A 26,315-nucleotide genomic window follows, 5' to 3' on the forward strand; every position below is an offset into this window, starting at 1 on the left:
CGATGAACGACAACCGCGCCCGCCGCGAAGCGGGCGCCGGCGTTCAGCGCGCCGCCACCGGCTTGCCGAACGCGCCGAGGATCTTCTTTTCGAGCGCGATGTAGTCGTGGCCGAAGTGATGGTCGCCGCCCGTCTTGATCACGTCGGCGCCGGTATTCGCGAGCGCCGGACACATCGTGTCCTTCTCTTCCGCGCCGTAGAAGCACTGCACGAGCTGCGGCGGCACCTTCGCGATTTCCGGCGCGACCTTCATCGCCTTGTCGCTCGCCGGCATGCCGAGCCAGCCCGTCACGCGGATCTGGAAGTCCGCCGCCGGCGCGAAGCCGAGCAGCGACATCACCGCGACCTTGTCGCGCAGGTCGGCCGGCAGGCGGTTGTATGCGAACGGCATCACGTCCGCGCCGAATGAATAGCCGACCAGCGCCACGCGATTCGCATGCCAGCGCGCCATGTACGTGCGCATCACGCGCGCCAGGTCGCGGCTCACCTGCGCGGGCGGCTTCTCGCTCCAGAAATAGCGCAGGCTGTCGATGCCGACGACCGACACGCCGTCGCGCTGCAGCGCCTCGGCGATCGTCTTGTCGAGATCGCGCCAGCCGCCGTCGCCCGAAATCACGATCGCGAGGCGGTCGCTACCACCCTTGGCCGGCAGCTCGACGAGCGGCAGGTCCGACACGTCGAGCTCGTCGCTGCTGCTGGTGTCGTGCAGGTGCGACGTGACGAGCGACACGAGCTTCGCGGTGTCGCCGGCCGCAGCCGTTTCGACGAAGCCCGGCATCGCGCGGCGCACGATCGTCGGATCGGGCGGGCACGGCTTGAAGCGCGCATCGAGCTTCGCCGCCGGCGCGACCGACACGACGCCGGCGATGGTGTTTTCCGGCGCCATCGACAGGATCTGCTTCGCGATCGCGCCGCCCTGGCCCACGCCCGCGACGATCGGCGTGTAATAGCGCGCCGATTGCGCGAGGCGTTCGAGCTGATGGCTGACCGCCTCGGCGTCGCCGTCGAGGTGGTGACAGGTTTCCTGCTTGGCGGCGAGGTTCGCCGCATAGCGCTCCGAATCCACGCCGACCGTCATCGCGCCCGCTTTCGCGAGCGCATCGGCTGCCTGCTGGTCGGCTTCGCCCCAGCCCCGCTCACGCGAGAACAGCACGACGAAGCCGCGCAGCGGGCCGCCCGGCTTCGTCACGGTCACGGGGCCGTAGCGGCCGCCCGACACGGTTTCCGGTTTCGCAGCCGCCGGCTGCGCCGCGAGCGCGGCGCCGGCCAGCATCATTCCCGCGCAGGCGATTGCCGCCTGCGCGATACCCTTCTTCAACATCATGAACGCCGACCTCCAGCCAGCAGGGACAGATCCGCGAGCGTGACGAACACGCCGACCGAGCCCGAGGCCGCGAGATAGCGCGGCTCCCAGTGCGGCTCGAACTTGCTCTTGAATGCACGCAAGCCGCGGAAGTTGTAGAAGCGGCCGCCGAAGCGCCAGACCATCAGCCCGAACCGGTGCCACGGCGATGGCATCTTCGCCGCCCCCATCCCCGAGAACGGCGCGATGCCCAGGCTCAGCTTGCGGAATCCCGCTTCCTTCAGATGCAGCGCGAGCTGCGTAAACAGATACTCCATCGCATACGGCGACGCGTCCGGCAGATGCCGCATCACGCCGACCGTCGCCTCGGTGTTGAGGTCGGTCGTCATGAACGTGACGAAGGCGATCGGCTTGTCGGCCTGGCGCACGAGCATCACCGATTGCGTCGCGAGATAGCCGTCGTGGAATGCGGCCACCGAGAAACTCTTCTCGCGCGCGTCGCGGCTGTCGAGCCAGCCGTCGGAGATGTCGCGCAGCGACGGCAGCGCGGCCGGCACGTCGCACGGCGCGATCACCTCGACCGTCAGCGCGTCCTTGTCGCCGCGGCGCAGCGCATAGCGCAGGTGCGACCGGTTCGAACCCTTCAGGTCGAACCGGTCGAGCGCGATGTGGGCTTCCTCGCCGAGCTTCATCAACGTGAGCCCGGCGTCGAGATACAGCGGCAGCGCGTTCGCGCGCACCTGGTAGAACGCCGCGCGGCCGCTGTGCGCGTGCGCCAGCGCGATGAACTTGCTGATCAGCGCCGGCCATTCCTCGCGCGGCCCGACCGGGTCGTGCAGCGCGGCCCACGTGCGGCCGTTTTTCGCGTACATCAGGAACGCGCGGCGCGATTCGGAAAACAGGAACGACTTGTCGCCCATCAGCGCGAGGCCCGCATCGCTGCATTCCTGCGCGCGGATGATCTGCTCCGCGTCGACCAGGTCCTGCTCGGCGGGCTTCACGAAACGTCCGGGCGCCGGCCGCAGCAGCTGCCACAACGCGAACATCGCGACGAACACGCCGGCCGCGAGCGTCGCGCGCAGCGCGCGCGGCGCGCGTGCGTCAAACGAGAAATGCGACCACAGATCGCGCGTGTAAGGCACGTCGCGGAACGCGAAGCACAGCACCCACACCGCGAGGATCAGCACCATCGTCACCGACACGAACCAGCTCACCGTGAAGCGCTCGGCGAGCAGCGACGAATGCCGGTTGAAGCGGCGGCGGCTGACGAGCAGCAGCACCAGCAGCGTGCCGAGCACGCCGGCCTCGACGAACGCGAGGCCCTTCGCCAGCGACAGCGCGAGGCTCGCGAGCGTCAGCGCGAAGGTCATCCACCATGCGCCGTCGAGCCGGCGCAGCAGCCCGCGCGCGACGAACAGCAACGCGACGCCGAGCACGCTGCAGATCACCTGCGAGCCTTCGAGCACCCACAGCGGGACGATGTTGCGCAGGATCGCGATCCGGTACCAGAACGCAGGCGTCGCGCTCGAAATCACCAGCATGCTGCCGACCGCGAATGTCACCAGGCTCAGGAACAGCGGCGCCAGCTGCGACACGCGCGCGGCCTGCCGCGACACGAGCCGGCGGCGCAGCGCGCGGCCCTCGAAACCGGCCAGCAAGCCGGCCGACAACACGAGCGGCACGCCGAAGTAGATCGCGCGATAGGCGATCAGCGCGGCGACCATCGCATGCGCGGGCACTTCGCGGCCCAGCGTGAAGACCATCGCCGCTTCGAACACGCCGATCCCGCCCGGCGTATGGCCGATCATCCCGAGCAGCAGCGCGGCCGCGTATACGGTGATGAAGGTCGGGAGGCCGACCGGCGCGGCCGGCAGCAGCACCCACAGCGTCAGGCCGGCAGCCACGACGTCGAGCACCGCATAGACGACCTGCGCGACGAGGTCGCGCCGCGCCGGCACGTCGAACGAGAGCCACTTGAAGCGCGTGACGACCGGGCGCGCGGTGTTGCCGCACATCATCGTCATCACGGCCAGCACGACGAGCAGCGCGGCGCCGCTCCACGTTAGGACGCCGGGCGCGACATGCAGCATCGCGGCGAGCGTCTGCGGCACGCAGACCATGCCGACCGCCGTCATCAGCACCAGCGCGAGCGCGAGCGTGCCGCTCGTGAATACCGTCATGCAGCCGATCTGCGCGGGCGTGACGCCCGACACGCCGTACACGCGCGCGCGCACGGCGCCGCCCGTCAGCGCGCCGAAGCCGGTCGCGTTACCGAGCGCGGAGCCGGCGATCGCGCCGATCCACAACGCAACGCGCGGCACCTTCGCGGCGACATAGCGCAGGCCGACCGCGTCGCGGGCGACGAGCGCGAGATAGCTGAGGGCCGTCGCGGCCAGCGACGCGCCCCACTCTTGGGCGGACATGTGACGCAACTCGCGGATCACCGACCGGTAGTCGACGGATTCCGACAGGTGCTGGAAAACCACGATCAGCAGCAGCCCGATGCCGAGCGCGAGCAACGGCGACAGCACGCGTTCGTTGCGGATCAGCGCCCGGACACGGGCGATCACCGCCGCGGCGCGGCCGGGCGAACCAGGGTGGCGGGAAGACATAGGTTGTTCAGTGGTGGTGCATAGCGAGTCGCGGCGCGGGTTGGCCCGGCGGCGACATGTCTGGTTGTTCTGCGTGGGCGGTCGGCCGAAGACGGAGGCAGGCGGCGCCTGGATCAGAACTTACGAGTATACGGAATTTATATTACAGAATCTTTCAAGTTCGGATTGTGCGGTTTTGTGGCACGCGAGACGCATCAATACCGCATCAAAATCGTGCGTTCGACACACGCAAGGTGCGCATGATACCGGGAACCGACGGGGTTTTCTCATCAGATGAATGACTTGTGATGCATTTGGGAGAAATTCTCCGGCCCGGCCGGGCGAGCGAGGGCAAAACCGCGACCGGGCGCGGGTTTCAGCGAAGAGGGACGGATCGTCGCGCCGCGCCCTTCGTCACTTCGCCCGCTCGTGCGCCGCGAGGCCGATCGCCTTGTAGTCGTAGGTCGGATAGAACTCCGTCCGGTACGCGCCCCAGGCCGTGTCCTCGAGCACGCGATTGACCTCCCGCACCCGCGACGCCGGCAACCGCAGCACGACGATCTGCCCGATCCCCATCGTCACCGTCCAGCTCACCACCTCGGCGCCCGGCGGCGGAAACGCCTTGTAGAACCCCTGTTTCGCGAGCTGGGCGTTCAGCTCGGCGAGCGGGCGCGACTGGTCGTGCTTCAGGAAGACCGTCAAGAGCACCGCGTTGTCGGGCGTCGCGGCGGCCGTGCCGGCCGGTACCGTCGACGTCTGCCCGGCTGCTGGCGCGCCGCAGAGTGCGGCCGCGGCCAGCGATGCGACGATCGCAAGGGTTCGAAGCGGGTGATTCCGGCGTGCCGTCATGACGCGACTCCGTGGCTGCATGGATGACGCCGTCATCATGCGCCGTCCCGCGCGTCGCTGCAGCGTGCGCGCTAGTCGGTGCCGGCCCGTTCGCGCAGCACGTCGATGAACGCGCGCAGCTTGGCCGGCACGTGCTTGCGATTCACGTAATAGAGCCACATCGGCGGCAGCGTCCGGCACGCGCCCGGCAGCACCTCGACGAGCGTGCCGTCGCGCAGGTCCGCGTCGATGCGCTCGCGCATGAACGCGAACGCGATGCCGACGCCCTCGCGCGCGGCATCGATCACCGCATCCGCATCATTCGTCACGAACACGCCTTCCGGATCGAGATCGACGTCGCGGCGGCCGTCGTGCAGCAGCCACTTGTGCAGGCGCCCGCTCTCCGAAAACCGGAAACGGATGCACGCATGCCGTTCCAGATCGGCGATCGACGCGGGCGTGCCGTGCCGCGCGAGATAGTCGGGCGATGCAACCAGCGCGCAGGTGAGCGCGGGCGCGATGCGCACGCCGATCATGCCGGGCTGGAGCCGGTCGGCAAGACGAATCCCCGCGTCGAAGCCGTCCTTCGCGATATCGACCAGTTCGTTCTCGTAGCGAATTTCGAGCCGGACCTTCGGATAGCGCGCGCGGAACGCGGCAAGAACCGGGGCAATCACGCGTGTGCGCGCCAACGGCAGCGCGGTGACGCGCAACAGCCCGCCGGGCTCGCTGCGCACCTCCTTCAGCGCGTCGCGCGCCTGCATGACCTGCCGGTATGCGGGCTCCGTCTGCTGCAGGTAGTGCTGGCCAGCCTCCGTCAGGCTCACGCCGCGCGTGCTGCGATTGAACAGTTTCACGTTCAGCTCGCCCTCGAGCTGCCCGACCGCGAGACTGACGGCGGCGGGCGTCAGGCCCAGCGCGGCGGCCGCGCGCGTGAAGTTGCCGGCCGTCGCGACACTCATGAAAACGTGCAGCCCGGCCATTGGATCGCGCCTGCTCATCATTAAAAAAACTTGAAACTCCTTCGAGCGGAATACGGATTCTCCCATATACCGGAACTGCCTACACTGGCCCGGCCGTCCCTCACAGGAGCATCGAATGGATCCGCACCGCCCCGCACTGCCGCTCGCCGTCGTCCGGCAGACGATCGAATCCGCGCTCGCGCAGGCCGCGTCGCTGCAGGTCGCCGGCGTGTCGATCGCGATCGTCGACGCCGGCGCGAACCTGCTCGCGTTCGTGCGCACCGACGACTGCTTTCTCGGCGCGATCGACCTTGCCCAGCGCAAGGCGCTGACGGCGATCCGCTTCCGCGCATCGACCGCCGCGCTCGGCGCGATGTCCGGCGACGGCCCGCTGCGCGGGATCGAGCACAGCCACGGCGGGCTCGTCACGTTCGGCGGCGGCGAACCGCTCGTCGACGGCAGCGGGCGCTGCGTCGGCGCGATCGGCGTATCGGGCGGCAGCGTCGAGCAGGACGACGCGATCGCCCGGCACTGCCGCGATCGCTTTCACGCAACCTTTCCCACCTCGAGGTAAGCACATGGCACAGAAACGCATCCTCATCACCGGCGCGGGCACCGGCTTCGGCCGCGAAGTCGCGCTGCGGCTCGCGCAACACGGTCACGCGGTCACGGCCGGCGTCCGCACGACCGCCGAGATCGACGCACTGACCGACGCCGCCGCGCAGCGCGGCACCGCGTTGCGCGCGGTGAAGCTCGACGTCACGTCGGCCTACGATCGCGCCCGCGCGGCCGAACTCGACATCGACGTGCTCGTGAACAACGCGGGCGTCGGCGAAGCCGGCGCGCTGGTCGACCTGCCGGTCGAGATCGTGCGCGAGCTGTTCGACGTCAACGTGTTCGGGCCGCTCGAACTCACGCAGCAGGTCGCGCGCGGCATGCTCGCGCGCGGGCACGGCAAGCTCGTGTTCGTGTCGTCGATCGCGGGGCTGATCACGGGGCCGTTCACGGGCGCCTACTGCGCATCGAAGCACGCGGTCGAATCGGTCGCCGAGGCGATGCACGCGGAGCTGGCGCCGCACGGCATCCGCGTCGCGGTCGTGAACCCGGGCCCGTACAGCACCGGCTTCAACGACCGGATGATGGAGACGCCGCGGCGCTGGCGCGATCCGGCCGTCCACACCGTGACGCCCGAGCGGCTGACCTTCCCGCTCGAGCAGCACGACCCGGAGGAAATGATCGCGAAGATGGTCGACGTGATCGGAAGCGACGGCGGCGCGTTCCGCAACCTGCTGCCGCAGTCGTCGGAAACGTTCGTGCGCGCCGAGCAGGCTCGCGCGTGGGACCGGCAGCAGTAACGCAGGCCAGCAGCGGCACGCGAGTCACGCCCCCTCCGCCCTCGACGGCCATGCCGCCAGCCCGAACCGCCGGCGGTTTCGGCTTGCCGGCCGCCGTGTCGGGCCGGCAAGCAAGCCCGGCCGCGTCAACTCGCGCCGCCCGCGTTCAATACACGTCCCGCATGTAGCGCCGCGCCTTCGAAAGCCGCGCGACGTAGTCGTTCGCGGCTTCGTCCGACATCCCGCCATGCTCGGCGACGACCGCCTTCAGCGCGGTATCGACGTCCTTGGCCATGCGTGCGGCGTCGCCGCACACGTAGAAGTGCGCGCCCTCCTCCAGCCACTTGTACAGCTCGGCGCCCTGCTCGCGCATGCGGTCCTGCACGTAGATCTTGTCGGCCTGGTCGCGCGAGAACGCGAGATCGAGCCGCGTGAGGAAACCGCTGTCGCGCATCGCGCTCAGTTCGTCGCCGTAGTAGAAGTCGGTCTGCGCATGCTGCTCGCCGAAGAACAGCCAGTTGCGGCCGCGCGCGCCGCGCGCCTGCCGCTCGTGCAGGAAGCCGCGGAACGGGGCGACGCCGGTGCCGGGCCCCACCATCACGACGGGCACGTCGCCGTTCACCGGCGGCCGGAAATGCGCGGACTTCTGCACGAACACGGGCACGCGGCCGTCGTCCGCGCGATCGGCGAGGAACGTCGACGCGACGCCTTTGCGCGCGCGCCGGCCATTGTGATAGCGCACGGCCGACACGGTCAGGTGAATCTCGCCCTGGTGCGCGCTCGGGCTCGACGCGATCGAATACAGGCGCGGCTGGAGTCGCTTCAGCATCCCGACCAGCTCCGTACCCGACAGATCGACCGGGAACTCGTGCAGCACGTCCGCGAGTTGTTGCCCCCACAACCATTGCTTCAGGTCGGCCTTGCGATCGTCGCCGAGCAGCGCCTTCAGCGCGCCGTTCGCGCTGCGCGACGCGATGAACGCGAGCGTGTCGGGATGCGGGCGCGTGATGTCGAAGTGGCGCGCGAGCGCATCGCCGAGCCGCACGTCGCCGATGCCCGCGACCGACACGGGCGCATCGGCCTTCAGCGCGGTGACGGACAGCAGCTCGTCGACCAGCTCCGGGCAGTTGGTCGGCCACACGCCGAGCGCGTCGCCGGCTTCGTATTCGAGGTTCGCGCCTTCGGTCGACAGCGACACGTAGCGCGTGTCCTTCGCGGCGCCCGGCCGGTTGAGCCGCAGGTTCGCGACGAGCTTCGACGGCGCCGGATGCGCCTTGGTCGGCAGCAGCCCCGACGCGCTCACCCCGGCGGACGGCACCGCGTGCAGCGCGGCATCCGCTTCCTTGATCCGGGCAACCACGCGTTCGAGCCACTGGTCCGCATCGCGCTGGAACTCGACGTCGCAATCGACGCGCGCACACAGGCGCGCCGCGCCGAGTTCCGCGAGCCGCGCGTCGAGCCGGCGGCCGTGCCCGCAGAACTGGTCGTAATTGCGATCGCCGAACGCAAGCACCGCGAAGTGCACGCCGTCGAGACGCGCGGCGCTGCCGGCCTGCAGCGCATCCCAGAACTCGCTGCCGTTGTCGGGCGCGTCGCCGTCTCCGAACGTGCTCGTCATCAGCAGCACGTATTGCGCGCCGGCCAGCGACGCCACCGGATAGTCGGACATGCACGCGGTGCGGATCTCGAACCCGGCATTCATCAGCTGCGTCGCGTAGTCTTCGGTCAGCGACTCGATGTTGCCCGTCTGCGACGCCCACAGCAGCACGACCTTCGGCCGCGTGCGCACGATCCGCACGCCGCCGGGCGCGGTGGCCTCCGACGGCAGCACAGGCGCGGCACCGTCCGATGCGTGGGCAGGCACCGAGCGGCTGAACAGCCCCGCGAGCATGCCCTCGAGCCAAAACCGCACCGGCGGCGCGAGCGGCGCGCCGGCCGGCAGCACCGGCACGCCGCCTTCGCGACGCCCGACGCTCGCTTTCAGCCCGCTGACGAGGCCGGCCACGTACAGGCGCTCCGTATCGGAGAGCGGCGGCGGCGCGAGATCGGCCACGCCGAGCGCCGCCGCGAAAGTGTCGAGGTCTGCCATGTCGGATTCCTGTGAAGCCGTGATCTGCGCCGACGCGGTCGCGGGCCGCGCGTCGGCAGCGGAGGCATCGGGTCGCGCCGTGTCGTCGTCGGCAGCGGACGCGAACGCGTCCGTGTCGAAGCGCGTCAGCGCGACCGCGCAATATTTCAGTTCGGGTTGCTGAGATTCCGGGTCGATCGCGTCGTTCGTCACCGCATTGATGCACAGGTCGTCGCCGTACACGTCGTTCCAGTGCATCGGCGCGAAGCAGTTGCCGCGTCGCACGCGCTCGGTCACGACGGCCGGCAGCACCGCGCGGCCGCGCGCCGAGCGAATCTCGACGCTGTCCTTCGTCGCAATGCCGAGCGCGCTCGCATCGTCCGGATGCAGCTCGACGAACGGGCGCGGATTGAGCTTGTTCAGCATCGCGACCTTGCCCGTCTTCGTCATCGTGTGCCACTGATGCTGCAGCCGGCCGGTGTTCAGCACGATCGGGAACGTGTCGTCGGGCAGTTCGGCCGGCGCGACGTGCGGCCGCGCGAGGAAGCGCGCCTTGCCCGACGCCGTCGGAAACGCAATACGCGGCGCGTCATGCCCGTCGGTCGCCGGGCGCGGCGTCTGGCTCACGCCGTCGTTCAGGTAGCGGATCGGGTGCCGCTCGCGCGCAGTGCCCGGCGCGACCGGCCATTGCACCGGGCCATCGCGCAGCGCCGCATGGCTCGCGCCGCGCAGGTCGTAACCGGTCGCCGGATTCGAAAACCGCACGATCTCGTCGAACACGTCGGCCGCCGACGCATAGTCGAACGCATCGCCGAAGCCCATCGCGCGCGCCACTTCCGCGACGATGCGCCAGTCCGGCAGCGCGTCGCCGGGCGGCGCGACCGCGGCACGCATCAGCGTCATGTTGCGCTCGGAATTGACCATCACGCCGTCGCCCTCGGCCCACAGCGCGCCAGGCAGCAGGATGTCCGCGTAGCGGTTGGTCTCGGTGTCGAGGAACGCGTCCTGCGCGATCACGAGCTCCGCGGCCTGCAGCCCCGCAATCACGTTCTGCCGGTTCGGCACGGTCGCGACCGGATTCGTGCAGACGATCCAGCACGCCTTGATGTCGCCGGCCGCCAGTCGTTCGAACAGGTCGACCGTGCCGCGGCCGGCGTCCTTGCGCAGCGTGCCGGCCGGCACGCGCCACAGGGTTTCGACGAAGCGCCGGTCGTCGTCGGACAGCACCGAGCGCTGGCCCGGCAGGCCGGGACCCATGTAGCCCATCTCGCGCCCGCCCATTGCGTTCGGCTGGCCAGTCAGCGAGAACGGCCCGCTGCCCGGGCGGCAGATCGTGCCGGTCGCGAGATGCAGGTTGCAGATCGCGTTGGTGTTCCATACGCCGTGCGTGCTCTGGTTGAGCCCCATCGTCCAGCAGCTCATCCATTCCTGCGCGTCGCCGATCCATTGCGCGGCGGTGCGGATGTCGGCTTCGGCGAGACCGGTGATTGCCGCGACGTGCTCGGGCGTGTAGTCGGCGAGGAACGCGGGCATCGCGTCCCAGCCTTCGGTGTACGTATCGATGAACGCGGCATCGGTGCGGCCGTTCGCGTGCAGCAGATGCAACAACCCGTTGGTCAGCGCCAGATCGGTGCCGGGCCGGATCTGCAGGAACAGGTCGGCCTTGTCGGCGGTGCCGGTGCGGCGCGGATCGACGACGATCAGCTTCGCGCCGGCCTTCACGCGATCCATCATGCGCAGGAACAGGATCGGGTGGCAGTCGGCCATGTTCGCGCCGATCACGAAGAACAGGTTCGCGCGATCGAAATCCTGGTACGACCCGGGCGGGCCGTCCGCACCGAGCGACTGCTTGTAGCCCGTGCTCGCGCTCGCCATGCACAGGCGCGAATTCGACTCGATGTTGTTGGTGCAGACGAAGCCCTTCGCGAGCTTGTTCACGAGGTATTGCGCCTCGATCGACATCTGCCCCGACACGTAGAACGACAACGCATCGGGCCCGTGCGCGTCGAGCACCGCGCGCAGCCGCCGCGCGGTCTCGACGATCGCATCGCGGGCCGGCAGCGGCACGAGGTCGTCCTCGCGCGCGCGCCGCACGAACGCGCGGTCGAGCCGCCCGGAACGGCGCAACGCGACGTGCGCCGACGAGCCCTTCGTGCACAGCCGCCCGAAGTTGGTCGGATGATCGGAGTCGCCGGACACCTTGACGACTTCGTCATCCTCGACGTGCAGCACCATCCCGCAGCCGACGCCGCAGTACGGGCACACGCTCTTGACGGGGGTGGCGGTCATGCGTGCTCCGTCGGCGCTCAGGCGGCGATCCACACGAAACCGTCCTCGACCCGCGACGGATACGCGTTCACCGATTTCTCGGGGGATTCAAGGCATTCGCCGGTCCGCAGGTCGAAATGCTGCTTGTACAGCGGCGACGCGACCACCACGCGCTCGCCGAGGCTGCCGATCAGCCCGCGCGACATCACCGCTGCCTGCGACACCGGATCGACGTTGTCGATCGCGAACACGCCGCCTTCCTCGGCATGCGCGACATGAAACACGGCGACCTGCTCGCCGTTGACGAGCGCACACACGCCGGTGTTCGGCACGATGTCGTCGAGCGGGCACACGCGGGTCCAGGACAGGGGAAGACGATCGTTCATGATGGGCTCCTTGAAAAAGACGCTGCTGTCGGTCAGCGTCAGACGGTTGCGGGTTCGGCGACGACGGGAATCGCAACGGGCTTGCCGCCCGCGCGCTCGTCCGGCGTGGCGGGACGGATCTGGCCGCGCGTTTCGACGAACGCGATGGTCGCATCCGGCGCGTCGCTGTTCACGAAGTGGCGGAAGCGCTTGCGCGTTTCCGGATCGGTGACGGCCTTCTTCCACTCGCATTCGTAGGTGTCGACCACGTGCTGCATGTCGGCCTCGAGTTCGGCCGCGATCCCGAGCTTGTCGTGCACGACGACGTCGGTCAGGTAGTCGAGCCCGCCTTCGAGGTTGTCGCGCCACACGCTGGTGCGCTGCAGCCGGTCGGCGGTGCGCACGTAGAACATCAGGAAGCGGTCGATGTAGCGGATCAGCGTGGCGCGGTCGAGGTCGGACGCGAGCAGTTCCGCATGACGCGGCTTCATCCCGCCGTTGCCGCACACGTACAGGTTCCAGCCCTTCTCGGTCGCAATGATGCCGATGTCCTTGCCCTGCGCTTCCGCGCACTCGCGCGTGCAGCCCGACACGCCGAACTTGATCTTGTGCGGTGCGCGCAAACCCTTGTAGCGGTTCTCGATGTCGATCGCCAGGCCGACCGAATCGTCGACGCCGTAGCGGCACCACGTCGAACCGACACACGACTTCACGGTGCGCACCGACTTGCCGTACGCATGCCCCGACTCGAAGCCGGCCGCGATCAGCTCTTCCCAGATCGACGGCAGCTGCTCGACGCGCGCGCCGAACAGGTCGACGCGCTGGCCGCCCGTGATCTTCGTGTAGAGCCCGTACTTCTTCGCGACCTGGCCGACCGCGATCAGCCCTTCCGGCGTCACCTCGCCGCCCGGCATGCGCGGCACGACCGAGTACGTGCCGTCGCGCTGGATGTTGGCGAGGTAGTAGTCGTTCGAATCCTGCAGCCCCGCATGCTCCTTCTTCAGCACGAACTCGTTGAAGCACGACGCGAGGATGCCCGCCACCGCCGGCTTGCACACGTCGCAGCCGAGCCCGTGGCCGTGCTTCGCGAGCAATTCGTCGAACGTCGTGATGCGCTCGACGCGGATCAGGTGGAACAACTCCTGGCGCGAATGCGGGAAGTGCTCGCACAGATGATTGTTGACCGCGAGACCCTGCTTCTTCATCTCGGCCTTCATGATCTGCGTGACGAGCGGCACGCAGCCGCCGCATGACGTGCCCGCGCCCGTGCACGACTTCAGTGCGCCGAGGCTCGTCGCGCCATCCGCCACCGCCGCGCAGATCTGCGACTTCGACACGTTGTTGCACGAGCAGATCTGCGCGCCGTCCGGCAGCGCGTCGACGCCGATCGCCGGCTTCGCCGCGCCGTCCGACGACGGCAGGATCAGGAATTCCGGCGACTCGGGCAGCTCGATGCGGTTCAGCATCATCTGCAGCAGCGTGCCGTATTCGGCCGCATCGCCGACCATCACCGCGCCGTGCAGGAACTTGCCGCAGTCCGACACCACCAGTTTCTTGTAGACCTGGCGGCGTTCGTCCGCGTACTGGTAGGTGCGGCTGCCGGCCGTCGCGCCGTGCGCGTCGCCGATGCTCGCGACGTCGACGCCCATCAGCTTCAGCTTGGTGCTCATGTCGGCACCGGCGAACGCGGCTTCGGACGCTTCTTCCCGGTCGCCGCCGAGCTGCTTCGCGACCACGCGCGCCATGTCGTAGCCCGGTGCGACGAGGCCGTACACCATCCCGTTCCAGGCCGCGCATTCGCCGATCGCGTAGATGTCGGCGTCGCTCGTGCGGCACGCGTCGTCGATCGCGACGCCGCCGCGCGGGCCGATTTCCAGACCGCACGCACGCGCCAGTTCGTCGCGTGCGCGGATGCCGGCCGAGAACACGATCATGTCTGCGTCGAGATGCGAGCCGTCGGCGAACGCCATCCGGTGCGTGCCTTCGTCGCCGTCGACGATCTCGAGCGTGTTCTTGCCCGTATGCACGGTCACGCCGAGCGCCTCGATCTTCGCGCGCAGCATCCGGCCGCCGCCGTCGTCGACCTGCACCGCCATCAGCCGCGGCGCGAATTCGACGACGTGCGTGTCGAGCCCCATGTCGCGCAACGCCTTCGCGCATTCGAGGCCGAGCAGCCCGCCGCCGATCACCACGCCGCGCTTCGCGTGCGTGCCGCACGCCTGCATCGCTTCGAGATCCTCGATCGTTCGGTACACGAAGCAACCGGCGCGATCGCGGCCCGGCACCGGCGGCACGAACGGACGCGAGCCCGTCGCGAGCACCAGCTTGTCGTACGCGAGCGTTTCGCCGGACGCGAGCGTGACCGTGTGCGCGGCACGGTCGATCGACGCGACCCGGGCGTTCAGGCGCAGGTCGAACTGCGGATGACGCTCGAAGAAGCCGGGTTCGACGAGCGACAGATCGTCCGCCGACTTGCCCGCGAAGAATTCCGACAGGTGCACGCGGTCGTACGCCGGGCGCGGCTCCTCGCCGAGCACCGTGACCTGCAGCGTGCCCGCCGCGCCGGCTTGCGCGGCGACGCATTCGAGGAGCTTGTGGCCGACCATCCCGTGGCCGATGACGATGAGTTTCATGATGACGTGTCCTTCGGTCGATCAGTTCGCGACGCTGGCGGCGGCCAGCGCGCGATCGCGCAGCTCGGCCTCGCGTGCCTTGTGTTCTTCGCTGAAGCGCACGGCCATCGCGCACAATGCGGTCGCGGTGACGGCGAGCCCGAGCAGGCTCAGCGTGTGCTGCACGTCGCCGACGCCCTTCAGCAGGAACGCCGCGGCCACCGCGCCGACGTTGCCGCCCGCGCCGACGATCCCCGCGACACCGCCGAGCGCCTTGCGGTCGATGAACGGCACGAGCGCATAGGTCGCGCCGCAGGCCATGTGCGTGAAGAGGCCGAAGGTCAGCATCGCGACGAGCGCCATGCCGATGCCTTGCGCATGCGAGAACCAGATCAGCCCGAGCCCTTCGCCGACGATCAGCGCGCACAGCAGCGCCGCGCGCACGTCGAGGCTGCGGCGTGCGGCGATCTTGTCGGACAGCCAGCCGCCGAGCGCGCGGGCAAACAGCGCGAGCAGCCCGAACATCCCGACCGCGAAGCCGGCGTCCTTCAGCGACAGCTTGAAGTGATCGACGTAGTACAGCGCCGCGATGTTGTGGATGAACACCTCGACGCCGAAGCACGCGCCGTACGTGACGAACAGCATCCACACGCGATAGTTGCCGCATGCGGCGAAGAAGCTCGCCCATCCGCCCTTCTTGCCGCTGTCGACCGTCACGCCCTGCTTGCGCAGCGCGACGAAATCGCCTTGCGGGCAGTCCTGCGTGAAGCGCCAGTACGCCCAGGCCATCGCGAGCATCGCGACGCCCGGCACGACGAGCGCGATGCGCCACGACGCGTCGTCGCCGAAGCCGAGCATCAGGCCGGCGGCGACGAGCAGCGGCATCATCGCCTGTGTCGCGCCCGCGCCCGCGTTGCCCCAGCCGGCCGTCGTCGCGTTCGCGGTGCCGACCACGTTCGGCGCGAACATCACCGACGTGTGGTACTGCGTGATCACGAAGCCCGCGCCGATCGCGCCGATGCCGAGCCGGCAGATCAGGAACGTCAGGTAGTCGTGCGAGAACGACACCGCGAACACGGGAATCGCGCCGAGCACGAGCAGCCCGACATACACGCGGCGCGGGCCGAAGCGGTCGCACAACGGGCCGACCAGCAGCCGCACGGCGATCGTCGCGGCCACCGCGGCGATGTTGATGTTCGCGACCTGTGCCGCGGTGAGGTGAAATTCGCGCGCAATCAGCGGCATCAGCGGCGCACACGCGAACCATGCGAAGAAGCATACGAAGAACGCCATCCACGTCATGTGGAACGCGCGCATCGGCGCGGTGCGGAAGCTGAAGAGATCGATACGGGTAGCTTTGTCGGTCATGTCATCCGCCAAACGAAAAACGGCGTCCTGCACACCTGGTCTCGTCGAGACCCGATGTGTAGGACGCCGTTGCCCATGAAGCCCGTTTCCGGGCGCGTCGGTAATCGGTACTGCGGACGAATCGCCGTTGATCCGCCCGGACGAGCTTACGCAAACGCCATGCCATGTCGGCCCGAATCGCACCGGCGGCCCCGTCGCACAAGGCGTGCGGGCCGCCGGACGCGTGGCGGCGGTGCGCGGCGCGCGATGCGTCGCGATGCAGCCAGGCACAGATGTGGTGCGCTGCAGCACTGTCGCCGTGCGACATCGCGGTGCGCGATGACGGGGGGCGATGCACGTCGATGCGGCATCGCGTGCGCCGCGTCCCCGCGGCCGCATGCGTGCCGGCCTCCGTCGCGCGGGGCGTCGCGTCGCGCATGTCGCCGCGCTCGCTCAGGTTGGCCCGGATATTGCTGAATTCTCTCCACACACCGGCAACGGCGCCGGTGGGCAGTCCCCGCAAGTCGGCCCGCCATCGCAGGCGGGCGCAGCAGATCAGGACAACGACGTCCCCCCGTGCGCGGCACGGCCGGATGCCATGGTCGCTTCGACCGCCCGCCGCCGCCGCAAGCAACAACGCGTTATCGACAGCCGCTCGCTCGCACGCACGCGGCAATGGAACACGACATGACGACTGGAAAAGTCACGCTGCTGGGCGCCGGCCCCGGCGATCCCGATCTCCTCACGCTGAAGGCCGTGAAAGCGCTGGCGGCCGCCGACGTGCTGCTACTCGACGATCTCGTCGCGCCCGGCATCGTCGAACTCGCGCCGCACGCGCGCGTGATCCGTGTCGGCAAGCGCGGCGGCTGCCGCTCCACGCCGCAGGCATTCATCGAAAAACTGATGCGCCGCCATGCGCTGCGCGGCGCGCACGTCGTGCGCGTCAAGGGCGGCGACGCGCTGCTGTTCGGCCGCGCCGGCGAGGAACTCGCGACGCTGCGCGCCGCCGGGATTCCGGTGGACATCGTCAACGGCATCTCGTCAGGCTTCGCGGCCGCCGCGAGCCTCGGCGTCTCGCTCACGCACCGCGAGCACTGCCAGGGCGTCACGTTCGTCACCGCACACCGCCAGGACCACGGCGAACCCGACTGGGCGACGCTCGCGGCGACCGGCACCACGCTCGCGATCTACATGGGCATGAGCCGCGTCGACAGCATCGCGGCGGGCCTGCTCGCCGCCTTGCCCTCGTCGACGCCGGCCGCCGCCGTGCAATGGGCTGGCACGTCGCACGAGCGCCGCTGGAGCGGCACGCTCGGCGGCCTCGCGCGCGGCGTCGCGGCAGCCGGGCTCGGCAGCCCGGCCGTGATGCTCGTCGGCGCGGCGATCGGCGAAGCCGCCGTGCAGTGCACCGATGCCGCCGGCGAGGCAATCCTGTCTCGAGCGGCGTAGCATGGGTCACGTCACGCGGCACCGTCCGCATACCCGTTCCGCTCACCGCGGCCGCGTTCGCGGCGGCCGCCGGGGATGCATGCGCGAGGTTCCGAGCACATCGGCTTCCGTCCGCGCCCCGCGACCGCCGTTCAACCGTTGCACCGAAGCTCGTCCGTCCCCGTTCGCGTCATGAGTTCGTCCGTCCCGCCCGCACGCCTGCGCGTGCTGCTCGTCACCGACACCGACAAGCCGATCGGCGAACTCGGCGACGCGCTCGCGCGCCTCGGCTACGAGATGCTCAACGACGTCGCGACGCCCGCGCGCCTGCCCGCCGCCGTCGAGGAGCAGCGCCCCGACGTCGTGATCATCGATACCGATTCGCCGTCGCGCGACACGCTCGAGCAACTCGCCGTGATGCACGCGACCGCGCCGCGCCCCGTGCTGATGTTCAGCCACGATGCCGACCAGGCGCTGATTCACGCGGCGGTCGGCGCCGGCGTCAGCGCGTATCTCGTCGAAGGCTTGTCGGCCGAGCGCCTCGCGCCGATCCTCGAAGTCGCGCTCGCGCGCTTCTCGCACGACGATGCATTGCGCCGCCGGCTCGCCGACGTCGAGCGCGAACTCGCCGAACGCAAGCTGATCGATCGCGCGAAGCGCCTGCTGATGGATCAGCGCAGGCTGTCCGAGCACGACGCGTATGCGTTGCTGCGCAAGCGCGCGATGGATCAGGGCCAGCGCATCGTCGACGTCGCGCGCCAACTGCTCGATGCGACCCACCCGTCATGAATGCCATGAAACCTTCGCCTCCCGCCGCGCCGGAACGCGCGCATCTTCGTCTCGGGTTCGTCGCGCTCAGCGACGCCGCCCCGCTGATCGTCGCGCAGCACCTGAATCTCGGCGCGCGCCACGGCCTGACGCTGGAGCTGTGCCGCCAGCCCTCCTGGGCCGCCGTGCGCGACAAGCTGCTGACCGGCGAACTCGACGCCGCCCACGCGCTGTACGGGCTCGTGTGCGGGCTGCAGGTCGGCATCGGCGGCCCGCAGGCCGACATGGCCGCATTGATGGTGCTGAACCGCAACGGCCAGGCGATCACGTTCGCCCGCGGCCTCGCCGACGCGTACCGCGCAAGCGGCGACGTCCGCGCGGCGCTCGCGACGCTCGGCCGCAAGCCGCTGCTCGCGCAGACCTTCCCGACCGGCACGCATGCGATGTGGCTGAACCACTGGCTCGCGTCGCACGGTGTCGATCCGCTGCGCGACGTGCGCAGCGTCGTGATCCCGCCGCCCGAGATGGTCGCGGCGCTCGCGAGCGGCGAACTCGACGGCTTCTGCGCAGGCGAGCCATGGCACGCCGTGGCCGAAGCCTGCGGCGCGGGCCGGACCGTCGCCGTCACCAGCGAGATCTGGCCCGATCATCCGGAGAAAGTGCTCGCGGCCCGGCGCGATTTCGTCGCGCTGTATCCGGCCACCGCGCGTGCGCTGATCCGCACGCTCGTCGATGCGTGCGCATGGCTCGACAACCCTGCGCACCGTCGCGACGCGGCCGACTGGCTCGCGTCGCCCGACGCGCTCGGCGTGCCGGCCCGGCTGATCGCGCCGCGCCTGCTCGGCGACTACGGCGCGGGGCCGTTCGCGCAGCCGCCGCTGCCGATCCGCTTCCACGACGGCGGCGCCGTGAACCGGCCGGATCCGCAGGAAGGCCGCTGGTTCTTGCTGCAATACCGGCGCTGGGGCATGCTCGACGGCACGCACGACGACGCGGCGATCGCCGCGGCAATCGCGCAAACGGCGTTGTATGATGCTGCGGTCGCCGAGGGCGATGCGGCGGACAGGTGATCCCGACACGGGCTGCCGAGCCGCCGCGCAGCGCAGCGCCATGCCGTGCCCTGCGGAACGCCTGACGCGATGCGCCGGTCCGCCGCGCCGCATGGACACCCGCATTCGTGCCGCCACTCCGTCCCCGTTCAGAATCGATGCCGAAACGAACGCGCACGCCGCTCGACGTGCTGCTCACAGAAATCCGCGCGTGCCGCGCCTGCGAAGCCGACCTCCCGCTCGGCCCGCGCCCCGTCGTGCGCGCCCATCGCGACGCCCGCATCCTGATCGTCGGGCAGGCGCCCGGCGCCCGCGTCCACGCGAGCGGCATCCCGTGGGACGATGCGAGCGGCAAGCGGCTGCGTGACTGGCTCGGCGTCGAACCCGACACGTTCTACGACGAGACACGCTTCGCGATCGTGCCGATGGGCTTCTGCTACCCGGGCCGCGGTGCGAGCGGCGACAACCCGCCGCGCCCCGAATGCGCGCGACTGTGGCTCGACCGGCTGCTCGCCGGATTGCCGTCGATCCGGCTGACGCTGCTGATCGGCCAGTACGCGCAGCGGCATTTCCTGCGCGACACACGCAAGGCGACGCTGACCGATACCGTGCACGCGTGGCACGACTACGGCCCCGGCGTGCTGCCGCTGCCGCATCCGTCGCCGCGCAACCAGGCGTGGTTCAAACATCATCCGTGGTTCGACGCCGAGATCGTGCCCGAGCTGCGCCGGCGCGTCGCGCCGCTGATCGCCGGCTGACGCATGCCGGCCGTGCCCCGCTCCCTACCGAAATGAATCAGAACGACATCGACTTTTCATGCACCGGCTGCGGCCGTTGCTGCCACGACCTGCGCATTCCGCTGACCGTCGCCGAGGCCACCGCCTGGCTGCGGCGCGGCGGCCACGTGGAACTGTTGTGCGACGCCATGCCATGGCTCGTCGAACCGGCCGCCGACGACGCGTTCGCCGCGTACAAGCGCGCACGTTCGTCGCCCGCGCTCAGCGGCACGCTGCCGGTACGCGTCACGACCCTGCTCACCGCGTCCCATGCCGGGCCATGCCCGAACCTGCTCGACGATTTGCGCTGCGGCATCTACGAAGAACGGCCGCTGGTGTGCCGGATCTACCCGGCCGAGGTCAATCCGTTCGTGCCGCTGGTGCCGGACGGCAAGCAGTGCCCGTCCGACGCGTGGCAGCACGCGCCGCTCACCCGCGGCGGCACGATCGTCGACGCGCTCACGCGCGAGAACATCGTGCGCGCGCGGGAAGCAAGCACGGCCGAGACGCCGCTGCGCGCGCGCCTGTGCGCGGCGCTCGGCATCGACGCGGCAGCCGTCGCGAACGAAGGCTTCGCAATTCATGCGCCGCCCGCCGACCTGCTGCTGGCCGCGCTGAGCATGCTCGACGATGCGCGCGCGACCGCCGCCGCCGAGGCCACCCCGACGACATGGACGCTGCTCACGAATCGCAGCGCGACGGCCGACACGCTCCGTTCGGTCGGCGCATCCAGCCGGCTTGCCGCATCTGACGAGGCCGGCACGCGCTGCCGCTACCTGGGCTTTCATCCGGCCGCCTGATTGGCTCGTCGCCGGGCGGGTGCGCGCCGCCCGGCCGGCCGGTGCGGATCGCGCCCGCGGATTCCGGCCGCGCCCGGTTCGCTGTACCATCGCGGCTCAACCGCGTCACGAACAGCAGAATCCTTCATGCCCTCCACCGCCCCGCCGCGCCTGTACGGGATGCCCGAACGCAGCGACCGGCTCGATTTCTACATCCGCGACCAGGCGTCGCGCCAGGCGATCACCGAGCCGCATCGGCACGCGTATTTCCAGATCCAGTTCAACCTCGGCGGCGACACCGAACAGCGGATCGGCGGCGTCACGCGGCCGTTTCCGCGCGGCGCGCTCGCGTTCGTGCTGCCGCACCGCGAGCACCTGATTCCGCATCCGGAAGGCGCTCACTTCATCGTGATCAACTTCAGCCAGGCGTTCCTGCGCGCCGATCTCGACGTCGATCCGCTCGATCTCGAGGACGTGCCCGCGCACCGCTTTCCTGAGCTGACGCCGTTCCGCTTCCAGGAACATCTCGACTTCATCCTGACCGGCGACGCCTTCGACGAGGCGCGCCGCCTCGCGCTGTGCATGCTCGATGCCGACCGCGTGCGCACCTTCGGCTCGACCACGTTGCTGCGCGGCTACTTGCTGCAGCTGATCGGTCTCGTCTGCACGCAGTACGCGGGCGCGCTCGACAAGCTCGCGCAGCGCGGCGCCCAGCGCGCGGGCCGGCGCGACGCGCTCGCGCGCGTGCTGCGCCACGTGCGCGCGAACCTGACCCGCGAGGACCTGACGCTCACGGCCACCGCCGAGGCCGCCTTCCTGTCGCCGAACTACCTCGCGCACCTGGTGCGCAAGGAAACCGGCAGCACCTTCACCGATCTCGTGACCGAGCGCCGGATCGCGCTCGCGCAATCGCTGCTCGCGCATACGAGCCGGCGCATCGCCGACATCGCGCGTTCCGTCGGTTTCCGGGACGAAGGGTATTTCGCGCGGCGCTTCCGCGCGCGGGTCGGCGTGTCGCCGAAGGCGTACCGCGACGCGAACGCCGCGCTGCCGGCCGCCGACGAAGGGACGTTGGCCGGCGACGCGTAGATTTGTCCGGTTAAAGCGCAGTTGCGTCGCATCCGGGCGCGCATGCGTCGGGTATCGTTCCATGCATGCCGGCCCGTGGTGGATTGCGCGGGCGACGGCATCCGTCTTTCCATCGAACGAGGCCATCCGATGTCCGCATACGTCATCGACGCTTCCGAGCGTCCTTCCGTCGAAGTCGAACAGTCGTCCGCGCGCTTTCCGGTGCGCCGCGTGTTCTGCGTCGGCCGCAACTACGCCGACCACGCGCGCGAAATGGGCGCCGATCCCGACCGCGAACCGCCGTTCTTCTTCACGAAACCGGCCGACGCGATCGTCCCGGCCGCCGGCACCGTCCCGTATCCGCCGCTGACCGGCGACCTCCATCACGAAATTGAGCTGGTCGTCGCGATCGGCAAGGACGGCCGGTCGATCGCCCCGGCCGAGGCGCTGTCGCATGTGTGGGGTTACGGCGTCGGCGTCGACCTCACGCGCCGCGACCTGCAGGCCGAGGCGAAAAAGCTGAGCCGGCCGTGGGACTGGGCGAAGGGCTTCGATGCGTCCGGCCCCGTGGCTGCGCTGCGCGCGGCGACCGCGACCGGCCATCCGGCCAGCGGCCGGATCTGGCTCGCGGTCAACGGCGAAACGCGCCAGCAAGGCGATCTCGCCGACATGATCTGGGCCGTGCCGGACGTGATCGCGTACGTGTCGCGCTCGGTCGAACTGAAGGCCGGCGACCTGATCTTCACCGGCACGCCGGCCGGCGTCGGCGCGCTGCAGCCGGGCGACCGCGTGACGGGTGGCGTCGACGGCGTCGCGACGTTCGAGTTCGTGATGGGGGCGAAGCCGTAACGCAGCGTACGGGGGCATGTGACGTGGCGTTCGTCCGACGGCCGTCGCGTCGTGTCGCTCCCTGCCGATCCGGGTGGCGATCGCATCGCGGCGAATCGGCATGCCCCGTGCGGGTCACATCGATTACGCACCCCGTTCGCGTGCGTCGAAAATTCGTATGCACACCGCGGCCGCCAGCGCGATCGCCGCGGACAGTAGCATCATGACCAGCGGCGCATGACCGGCGTTCCCGACGGTCAGCACAGCGCCCGTCAGCGACGATAGCGCCGCCCCGCCCGCGATCGTCATCGCCCCGGCCAGCCCCGATGCGCTACCGGCCAGTTCCGGCCGCACCGACATCGCACCCGCATGCGCGCCCGGATTCGATAGCCCGTTGCCGATGCCGATCAGCACGCACGGCCCGAACCATGCGATCGCGTGCGTCGCCCCTCCGAAAAACAGCGCGATCCCGATCGCCGGCCCCATGCACGCGACCATGCGCCCACACAGAATCGTCGTGGCGAGCGGATAGCGATGCGCGTGACGCGCTGCCAGAAAACTGCCACACACGAAGCCGGCCGTGATCGCCCCCATGTAGAAGCCGATTTCCGCCGGCGGGATGCGGAACACGGCCTGCGCGGCGAGCGGCGCGCCGGCCAGGAACGCGTAGAACGCGCCGGTCGAAAACGCCATGCAAAGCGCATAGGCCCAGAAGCGGCGCGCTCGGAGCAGCGCGGGATACGCGCGAAGCTGCTGGGCGAGCGTCGTGGCGCGGGCCGCATGGGTTTCCGCTAGATCGAACATGCACCAGCCGAACAGCGCGATGCCTGTCGCACCAAGCAACCAGAAGCTGGCGCGCCAACCGAGCGTCTGATCGAGCACGCCGCCGAGCGTCGGTCCGATCATCGGCGCGAATGCGGCCGCCATCGCCGCATAGCCGATGCGGCTCGCCGCGCGTGAACCGCTGGCTGTGTCGCGCAACGTCGCCATGGACACCGGATAGACCGACGTGATCATCGCTTGCATTAGCCGACACGCGAGGAACACGTGGATATCGATCGCCATCGCGCAGCCCAGCGATCCGAGCGTGAAGACGCCAAGGCTCGTCAGCATGATCGGGCGCCGCCCGAAGCGGTCGGATAGCGGTCCCATTACGAACTCGAGCGAGGCGGCGACTGCTGCGTAGCCGCCGAGCGAGAGTGTGACTAGCGCATAGTCGGCGCGGAGGTCGCGCGCGATTGCCGGTAGGGATGGCAGGAACAGGCTCAACGGCAGCACGGAGAACGCGCATAGCAGGATTAGCGTCGCGTGTCGTGGCGGGGTCCGTTTGGAAGCTATCGGCAGGTTCGGTTGCAAGCAGATGCCCTCCGCACACGCCGCCGCAGGCCGTGTGCAATGGAAAATGAACGTTCTTCGTGGATTTTCGTGGGTGTTGCTTGTCGGCCTTCATGCGACATCCACTGCTCCATATGGTGACCACCAGTCCGTGACGAGTAAGCGCCATTGGGAAGACTGGTTCCCATCAACTGGTCGCCCGTTGTAACAATCGAAGTGCCGCGGGATAGAGAAGGCGCGGCGAAACCGTCGTCATCGATCGGCAAAAGGTCTGCAAGCTGGGTAGGCAAAGCGACCCGTCAAGTCGCGTGATCCAGGAGTGAGACGAGATGGGCCTGCATTGCCATCCGGCACGCGGAGAACCCCGCCATGATCTTCTCTACATCGGAGAACCGAACATAGGTCTTGGGGTCGTTAAACACCTTCGTGTCCCGCTTGACCATCAACAGGTCCCACTGTGGTGCGGATGTATCAAATGCCAGATAGAACGCACCCTGATGTGCTACGAAATTCCGTGCGCTGTCGAGTCGACTGAACCAACCGTCGTCGATTCCTTTTACTTGCATCCACGAATTAATTATCCTGATGCGCTGCTTGTCCGTGATGGGCTGGCCAACATGCTTGTGCACCGCGTGCATGAAGTCTTTCATTGCGTCAATGCATGCGTTGAGCTCGAATAGCATTGCGTGTAGGTCTGCGATTACAAGATACTTCCGATCGTTGTCGATCGCTAACGCGAAGGCTTCCTTGTCCGGTGTGTTTATGTGGTCTACGGTCAAGTTTGCTGCCACGGCACTCCACAGCGCGGCTAGATCTTGGCCGAGGCGGTGGCCAATATAGGGAAGCAGCGTTAGTCGAGTGCTGATATGCAGGCCTACCTCAGTAATTGGCATTCCTTTATCGGTGATCAAAGTCACCTTGTCTGTCGTGCGCGTCTCCTGCACAGCTCGGTGCCATGCGGTATAGATAGGCAGCACCCACGGATCGTAGTGCATCTCGCTGAGGTGAACCCACTGTGTGATCCTCATGTTTCGCCTCTATGTCCGACGCGCCAAATAGGGAAGTGGTGGAAGTCTACTCCGTGGCCCCCATGCGGCGGGCGGCGGCATTCTACAAACGGCCATTCGACAGGTTCTGGAGTGTTGCAGCCCTTCCAGCCGCAGAGGCCTCCACCCGCTACCCGCTCGCATTTTCCGGAAGAGTTCACCTATAAATACAATATGTCGGCAGCCGAGCCGAAACTGTAGCCGTCTTTGGCCGTATCTTCGGAGTTGGCGACGCAGGTTCGATTTGCTACAAAGAAACCCTGGGGGCACGATGGACGACGAAGAGAAGATTCATCATAACAAGTTGCCCGGAAAAACCTACATAAGTCCGCGGATTTATATCGATGCACATGAGGCAGTGCGGATTGCCTCAAAGGTGATTGACTCGGACGGGCTGCACTACGCAACAGTGAAAAAGGAAATCGTGCTGCGACGCACCGAGAAAGGTCGCACCGAGATCGTCGCGAAGTTCCTGGAATCCACAAGAGACTTGCGCGTTCTGACAATTCAAGCTTTCAATGGCCAGACAGGTACGCCACATAAAACTCATTTCTCATTTGTTGGCGATGAGATTCCGAAACTGCTTGCTTTCTTTGAGAACATTGCATCCGTCGAATTTGAGTCGCAAGACAAGATAAATCTCACTGATACTGAACTGAGCCGCCTTGTCTTATCGAGGGAGCAAGCTGCCAGCTTAGTTCAGGATAACCAAGCCATCTTCTCAGAGGTCGTTCGGCAGGCGATTACAAAAGAAGATGTGGTTGCTCTTGGCTATCGCAAGAGGCAAGTTGCCACCTTTGCAAGGTTACTGAACGAGCCGACCTACTTCGACCAAGTGAAGGCGGCTAAAGGCGTGAAGGGGGATGAAGCACTATGGCAGGCCTTTTTTGAACGGAATCGATGGATATTCGGCTATGGTCTTAGCTATTTCTTCGTCACCGGATTTGATAATAAAAAATTGGAGCAAGTCGTAGAAGGGCACGATTTGATCAACCGTGGAAAGCGAGCCGACGGCCTGATGAAAACGAAAGGCATCGTCAGTTCGCTCTGTTTCGTAGAGATCAAGACACACACGACAAAGCTACTCGATTCCACACAGTATCGTTCGGGGTGCTGGGCTCCGTCGAAGGAGCTCTCAGGTGCGGTCGCGCAAGTTCAAACCACCGTCGCATCCGCGATGAGGAGTCTGAGCGAATACATCCAACCGACCGACGCACTCGGCGTCCCCACGGGCGAAGAGGTTTTCAACTTCAAACCACGAGCCTTCGTCGTTGTCGGTTCTCTCAATGAATTCGTCACGGAGCGCGGCGTGAACAGGGATAAACTCCGGTCCTTCGAACTTTACCGAAATAGCATTTCTTCCATCGACATACTGACCTTTGATGAGCTGTTCGAAAGGTGCAGCTTTATCGTTCAATCGGAGGCCGAGCGTACATCAGGTGAAACGCCGACAGACGACACAGAAAACCGAACCTGACCACGGACCGTCACCCCTACCTCCATACCTCTTCTAAGCCGCGCGCATGTGACTCGAACTTTCGTCGACGGAATGACTACCTG

The 26,315-nt window shown here is 68.0% G+C and carries 20 protein-coding genes; 10 read left to right on the forward strand and 10 right to left on the reverse strand.

All coding sequences use genetic code 11. The annotated features are described in order from the left end of the window. Window positions 1–43 precede the first annotated feature (43 nt). The 4 genes from WS87_RS23850 to WS87_RS23870 form a co-directional block, all read right to left on the reverse strand. A complete protein-coding gene (locus WS87_RS23850) occupies window positions 44–1,324 on the reverse strand; it encodes a virulence factor family protein (RefSeq protein ID WP_059819217.1) in 1,281 nt (426 codons plus the stop codon). Beyond that, window positions 1,321–3,915 (reverse strand): bifunctional lysylphosphatidylglycerol flippase/synthetase MprF, encoded by a 2,595-nt coding sequence (gene mprF, locus WS87_RS23855; RefSeq protein ID WP_059819218.1) that lies wholly within the window; start codon window positions 3,913–3,915, stop codon window positions 1,321–1,323. Before mprF ends, WS87_RS23850 begins: the two co-directional genes overlap by 4 nt. 393 nt (window positions 3,916–4,308) lie before the next feature. Then, window positions 4,309–4,743: a hypothetical protein gene (locus WS87_RS23865; protein ID WP_059819219.1), complete on the reverse strand. Its 435-nt coding sequence runs from the start codon at window positions 4,741–4,743 to the stop codon at window positions 4,309–4,311. A 71-nt stretch (window positions 4,744–4,814) separates the two neighbouring features. Next, on the reverse strand, window positions 4,815–5,723 hold the full coding sequence (locus tag WS87_RS23870; RefSeq protein ID WP_082750683.1) for a LysR family transcriptional regulator: 909 nt from the start codon (window positions 5,721–5,723) through the stop codon (window positions 4,815–4,817). Between the two features lie 97 nt (window positions 5,724–5,820). Between WS87_RS23870 and WS87_RS23875 the strand changes: the two genes are divergently transcribed. Both WS87_RS23875 and WS87_RS23880 read left to right on the forward strand, forming a co-directional pair. Beyond that, complete coding sequence (locus WS87_RS23875; protein WP_059819221.1) at window positions 5,821–6,258, forward strand: GlcG/HbpS family heme-binding protein; 438 nt, start codon at window positions 5,821–5,823, stop codon at window positions 6,256–6,258. Between the two features lie 4 nt (window positions 6,259–6,262). Continuing rightward, window positions 6,263–7,039, forward strand: coding sequence for an SDR family oxidoreductase (locus WS87_RS23880; RefSeq protein WP_059819222.1), 777 nt, complete (start codon window positions 6,263–6,265; stop codon window positions 7,037–7,039). A gap of 145 nt (window positions 7,040–7,184) precedes the next feature. Here WS87_RS23880 and WS87_RS23885 read toward each other — a convergent pair whose 3' ends face one another. Genes WS87_RS23885 through WS87_RS23900 form a run of 4 tightly spaced genes read right to left on the reverse strand, consistent with a single transcriptional unit; the run spans window position 7,185 to window position 15,699 of the window. Further along, window positions 7,185–11,375, reverse strand: coding sequence for a bifunctional nitrate reductase/sulfite reductase flavoprotein subunit alpha (locus tag WS87_RS23885; RefSeq protein WP_059819223.1), 4,191 nt, complete (start codon window positions 11,373–11,375; stop codon window positions 7,185–7,187). Between the two features lie 17 nt (window positions 11,376–11,392). Further along, window positions 11,393–11,740 (reverse strand): nitrite reductase small subunit NirD, encoded by a 348-nt coding sequence (nirD, locus tag WS87_RS23890; RefSeq protein ID WP_059697731.1) that lies wholly within the window; start codon window positions 11,738–11,740, stop codon window positions 11,393–11,395. Window positions 11,741–11,778: 38 nt separating this feature from the next. Next, window positions 11,779–14,352, reverse strand: a complete 2,574-nt coding sequence (gene nirB / locus WS87_RS23895; protein WP_059819224.1) for a nitrite reductase large subunit NirB — start codon at window positions 14,350–14,352, stop codon at window positions 11,779–11,781. A gap of 21 nt (window positions 14,353–14,373) precedes the next feature. Further along, window positions 14,374–15,699: an MFS transporter gene (locus tag WS87_RS23900; RefSeq protein ID WP_059537546.1), complete on the reverse strand. Its 1,326-nt coding sequence runs from the start codon at window positions 15,697–15,699 to the stop codon at window positions 14,374–14,376. Between the two features lie 666 nt (window positions 15,700–16,365). Here WS87_RS23900 and cobA point away from each other — a divergent pair. From cobA to WS87_RS23940, 7 genes are all read left to right on the forward strand, one after another. Then, window positions 16,366–17,127: a uroporphyrinogen-III C-methyltransferase gene (cobA, locus tag WS87_RS23910; RefSeq protein ID WP_059819674.1), complete on the forward strand. Its 762-nt coding sequence runs from the start codon at window positions 16,366–16,368 to the stop codon at window positions 17,125–17,127. Between the two features lie 171 nt (window positions 17,128–17,298). Beyond that, a complete protein-coding gene (locus WS87_RS23915; RefSeq protein WP_059537542.1) occupies window positions 17,299–17,895 on the forward strand; it encodes an ANTAR domain-containing response regulator in 597 nt (198 codons plus the stop codon). A 5-nt stretch (window positions 17,896–17,900) separates the two neighbouring features. Further along, the gene (locus tag WS87_RS23920) at window positions 17,901–18,944 is read left to right on the forward strand and encodes a CmpA/NrtA family ABC transporter substrate-binding protein (RefSeq protein ID WP_059819675.1); all 1,044 of its coding nucleotides are present in this window, start codon (window positions 17,901–17,903) and stop codon (window positions 18,942–18,944) included. A 137-nt stretch (window positions 18,945–19,081) separates the two neighbouring features. Then, window positions 19,082–19,681 carry a uracil-DNA glycosylase family protein gene (locus tag WS87_RS23925; protein WP_059819225.1) on the forward strand — a complete coding sequence of 200 codons (600 nt, stop codon included), beginning with the start codon at window positions 19,082–19,084 and terminating at the stop codon, window positions 19,679–19,681. 32 nt (window positions 19,682–19,713) lie between these two features. Continuing rightward, the gene (locus WS87_RS23930; RefSeq protein ID WP_059819226.1) at window positions 19,714–20,499 is read left to right on the forward strand and encodes a YkgJ family cysteine cluster protein; all 786 of its coding nucleotides are present in this window, start codon (window positions 19,714–19,716) and stop codon (window positions 20,497–20,499) included. Window positions 20,500–20,625: 126 nt separating this feature from the next. Continuing rightward, complete coding sequence (locus WS87_RS23935) at window positions 20,626–21,567, forward strand: helix-turn-helix transcriptional regulator (protein ID WP_059819227.1); 942 nt, start codon at window positions 20,626–20,628, stop codon at window positions 21,565–21,567. 129 nt (window positions 21,568–21,696) lie between these two features. After that, complete coding sequence (locus tag WS87_RS23940; RefSeq protein ID WP_059819228.1) at window positions 21,697–22,395, forward strand: fumarylacetoacetate hydrolase family protein; 699 nt, start codon at window positions 21,697–21,699, stop codon at window positions 22,393–22,395. Between the two features lie 123 nt (window positions 22,396–22,518). On the opposite strand, the gene WS87_RS23945 is transcribed toward WS87_RS23940, so the two are convergent. Beyond that, window positions 22,519–23,730, reverse strand: coding sequence for an MFS transporter (locus WS87_RS23945; protein ID WP_059819229.1), 1,212 nt, complete (start codon window positions 23,728–23,730; stop codon window positions 22,519–22,521). A gap of 278 nt (window positions 23,731–24,008) precedes the next feature. Beyond that, the gene (locus WS87_RS23950; RefSeq protein ID WP_059819230.1) at window positions 24,009–24,737 is read right to left on the reverse strand and encodes a hypothetical protein; all 729 of its coding nucleotides are present in this window, start codon (window positions 24,735–24,737) and stop codon (window positions 24,009–24,011) included. 289 nt (window positions 24,738–25,026) lie between these two features. Between WS87_RS23950 and WS87_RS23955 the strand changes: the two genes are divergently transcribed. Further along, the gene (locus WS87_RS23955; RefSeq protein WP_059819231.1) at window positions 25,027–26,232 is read left to right on the forward strand and encodes a Shedu immune nuclease family protein; all 1,206 of its coding nucleotides are present in this window, start codon (window positions 25,027–25,029) and stop codon (window positions 26,230–26,232) included. Window positions 26,233–26,315 lie beyond the last annotated feature (83 nt).

This window comes from Burkholderia sp. MSMB0856, assembly GCF_001524645.2.
In the GTDB taxonomy this organism is placed as follows: Bacteria; Pseudomonadota; Gammaproteobacteria; order Burkholderiales; family Burkholderiaceae; genus Burkholderia; species Burkholderia diffusa.